3 protein-coding genes are annotated in these 3,140 nt (G+C 75.3%); 2 read left to right on the top strand and 1 reads right to left on the bottom strand.

Features of this window, described 5'->3' with window-relative positions:
• Positions 1–928, top strand: a 928-nt coding sequence (locus LCE31_RS36000) for a L,D-transpeptidase (RefSeq protein WP_225022086.1), incomplete at its 5' end; no start/stop codon positions are given.
• A gap of 541 nt (positions 929–1,469) precedes the next feature.
• Here the strand turns inward: LCE31_RS36000 and LCE31_RS41405 are convergent.
• Positions 1,470–2,195, bottom strand: coding sequence for a nucleopolyhedrovirus P10 family protein (locus LCE31_RS41405; RefSeq protein WP_374118669.1), 726 nt, complete (start codon positions 2,193–2,195; stop codon positions 1,470–1,472).
• Here LCE31_RS41405 and LCE31_RS35990 point away from each other — a divergent pair.
• Positions 2,127–3,140 (top strand): BACON domain-containing protein (locus LCE31_RS35990; RefSeq protein ID WP_441349433.1); only part of this gene is annotated, 1,014 nt, incomplete at its 3' end. The genes LCE31_RS41405 and LCE31_RS35990 overlap by 69 nt on opposite strands.

The raw sequence follows: 3,140 nt of genomic DNA, 5'->3' as shown, positions 1-3,140 counted from the left end.
GGCCTCCAGCGCCTCGCCCTCGCCCTCCTCGTCGTCCTCGGGCACACCGTCGCGGGAGGCCCCGACGTCGGCGGCGGCCCAGCCGTCGGTGACGCCGAAGAAGGCCCCGGCCAAGCCGCCGATGCTGCTCAACACCATCACACCGACCAGCGGGGCGACCGTCGGCGTGGCCATGCCCGTGTCGGTCGTCTTCACGAACCCCGTGGCCACCTCGGCCCGCGCCACCGTCGAGCACCACCTCAAGGTCTCGGCGTCGCGCTCGACGACGGGCGCGTGGCACTGGATGAGCAGCACGCGGGTGGACTGGCGTCCCAAGACCTTCTGGCAGTCCGGTACGAAGGTGTCGGTGGACGCCGATCTGGCGGGCGTGAGCAACGGCAACGGCCGTGTGGGGACGCACAGTTACCATCACAGCTTCACCATCGGCGACGATGTCGAGGCCACTGTGTCGGTAACCGGCCACTCGATGAAGGTCACCAAGGACGGGGCGACCGTCCGCACCGTGCCCATCGACGCGGGCAGCTCCTCGTGGCCCTCCTGGGACGGCACCATGGCGGTGATCGACAAGCAGCCGAAGGTCCGCATGACCTCGTGCAGCGTCGGCATCAGCTGCAACAAGAAGGACAAGGACTACTACGACCTGACGCTGCCCTGGGACGTCCATCTCACCAACTCGGGCACGTACCTGCACTACTCGACCGGCGACCCGTACCCGGGAAACAGCGTCGGCTCCCACGGCTGCGTGCACCTGTCACTGGCCGACGCGAAGTGGTTCTACAACTACGTGAAGCAGGGCGACCCGATCACCATCACCGGGTCGCCACGCGGCAAGGCCGCACCGGACAACGGCTACGCCGACTTCAACCTCTCCTGGTCGCAGTGGCTGGCGGGCAGCGGAAGCGGGGCGCAGACGACGCTCCCGTACTGACCGCCGCCGCGATCCGTCCGCGCCCCGTACGGCTTTGTCCCGTACGGCTCCGCCCCGTTCCGCATCGCGCGGTACGGGGCGGAAGCGCCGGGGCGTCACCGTACACCGGGGATTTTGCGCCGGCCGCCGCCTGAACATGTCATGCACGGTTCATGATGCCGTCGGGGCATCAGCTTCGGATAAACGCCGGGGAAGGGCCGGAAAACGACCCCCGGAATTGCCCGGAACGCCGGGGATTTCGCCGACGACGCACCGGCCGCCCACCCGGAACCCCGATCTCGATCCCGAACGGCGACACCGAACACCGAACAGCACCATCGAACACCGACACCGACACCGACACCGGACGCGGAATCGCCGGATCGGGGATCGCTTCGAGGCGCCCGGTGCCCGAAGAGCGCGCCGCGATGCCCGGAGCGTGCGGCATCACGAGACGAGCCGTGCGGCGCCTTCACGAGGCCGACCGTGCGGCGCCTTCACGAGGCCGACCGTGCGGCGCCTTCGCGGGGCCGGCCGTGTGCGCCCGGGGGCGCGGTCACGGTCAGGCGTCCCGTACCGGCATGCCCACCGCCGTCACGACCACCGCCACCGACCGCGTCCCCGGCCGCTCCCGGGCCAGCGCGGCCCGGACCGCGCGTGCCACGTCGAGCGGCCGGTGCCCCGCCCCGGTCGCCAGCTCCACCCGCAGATCGCCCTCCGGCGATTCGCTCAGCGGGCGTCCCAGGACCCGCGTCGTACGGGCCACTCCCGGCACGTCCGTGACGCCGGGTACCCCGTCCGGGTCAACGGGCCGGGAAACTTCCTCGGCGGGCTCCTCCGCGGGCCTCGCGGCGCCGTCGTCCCGCAGCCCGGTCACCCGTAGATCCACCTCGGTCACCCGCAGTCCCAGCGCGTCGTGCGCGCACTCCAGCAGGGCCTTCCGCAGCCGTTCCGCGAGGGCGGGCAGCGGCTCGTCGCGGACCGACTCGAACTCGGCCGTGATCGTCAGCGGCCCCGGTGCCAGCGCGCTGGGCGGCGGGGGCGGCGCCGTCCCTCCGCCTGCCGTCCCGCCACCCGTGGGGCCCGGGTCGCGCGGGGCGTCGCGGCCGTCCTGTCCATGGAGCCCGCCGCTGCGCGCCGCCTGCTGTCCACGGCGGCCGTCGAGGTCGAGCGGACCCGCGCCGCGCTCGCCGTGGTGGAGACCGGCACCTGCCCGTCCGTGTCCCGCCTGACCGGCGACAGCGGAGTGCTGCTGTCCGCCGCGCTGCGCCGCGAACTCGTACGGCACGTCGACGACTGCCCGCGCTGCCGCCGTACGGCGGAGCGCGTGGAGGCGGCCGGGCCCTGGCCGGGCACGACACCGCGCGCCGCGCGCAGGTCGCCCGCCGTCCTGCCGCTCGTGGAGGCCGACCGTGCGGCCGCCTGTGCGGCCATGCTGCACGCGCCGAGGAGCCGGGGCGCCGGGCCGCGTTTCGGGCGCGACGGCTTCCCGCTCGATCCGAAGGACCGCGCGGCCCGCCGCGACCGGCTGCGGGCGCGCGCCGTGACGACGACCGTCGTCGCGACGGTGGTCGCGGCGCCGGTGTTCGCGCTGTGGGCCGCGTACCGCGGCGCGCCCGACACGGGCGAGGGCCACGGCGGTCCCTCGATCAGCGCCGGCGAGCCGGGCGGCCCGTCGTCGCACGACGGGAAGGGCCCCGACCGCTACGAGAACGCGGGCAGCGCGCGGGACCGCCCGGGCGCCACCGGCCCGGACGGTGGCCACGGCGCCCAGGGCTCGGACGTCTCCGTCGCCGTGGTCGGCCCCGGCCGGGCGGGGCCCTCGGGCCGCCCGGGAGCCGAGGCCGGGGCGCTCGCCGTCACGGCGGAGTCGTCTTCCGGCCGTACGACGATCACCCTCACCGCCTCGGGCGCGCCAGTGACCTGGGCGGCGAGCGTGGGGGCCAGCTGGATCGGCCTCAGCCAGTCGTCCGGCACGCTCGCGCCCGGCCGCTCGGTGACGCTCTACGTCACCGTCGACCACGCGCGCGAGCCCGCGGGCCCGTGGAGGGCGCGGATCGCGCTGCACCCGACCGGCGCGGTGGTGCTGGTGGACGGCTACGGCTACCGGCGGGCCCGCCCCGGCGGCGGCTCGGACGCGGGCGGCGCCGGGGGACACGGCGGTGGCCACGGCGGCGGCGGCCACCACGGCGGCGGCGCGGGCGGCGGTACGGGACCCGGCCGGCCGGGCGGG

The organism is Streptomyces sp. 8L (genome assembly GCF_020176795.1).
GTDB lineage: Bacteria > Actinomycetota > Actinomycetes > Streptomycetales > Streptomycetaceae > Streptomyces.
The sequence above is the reverse complement of the archived record's forward strand: the minus strand, read 5'-3'. Positions and strand labels throughout refer to the sequence as shown.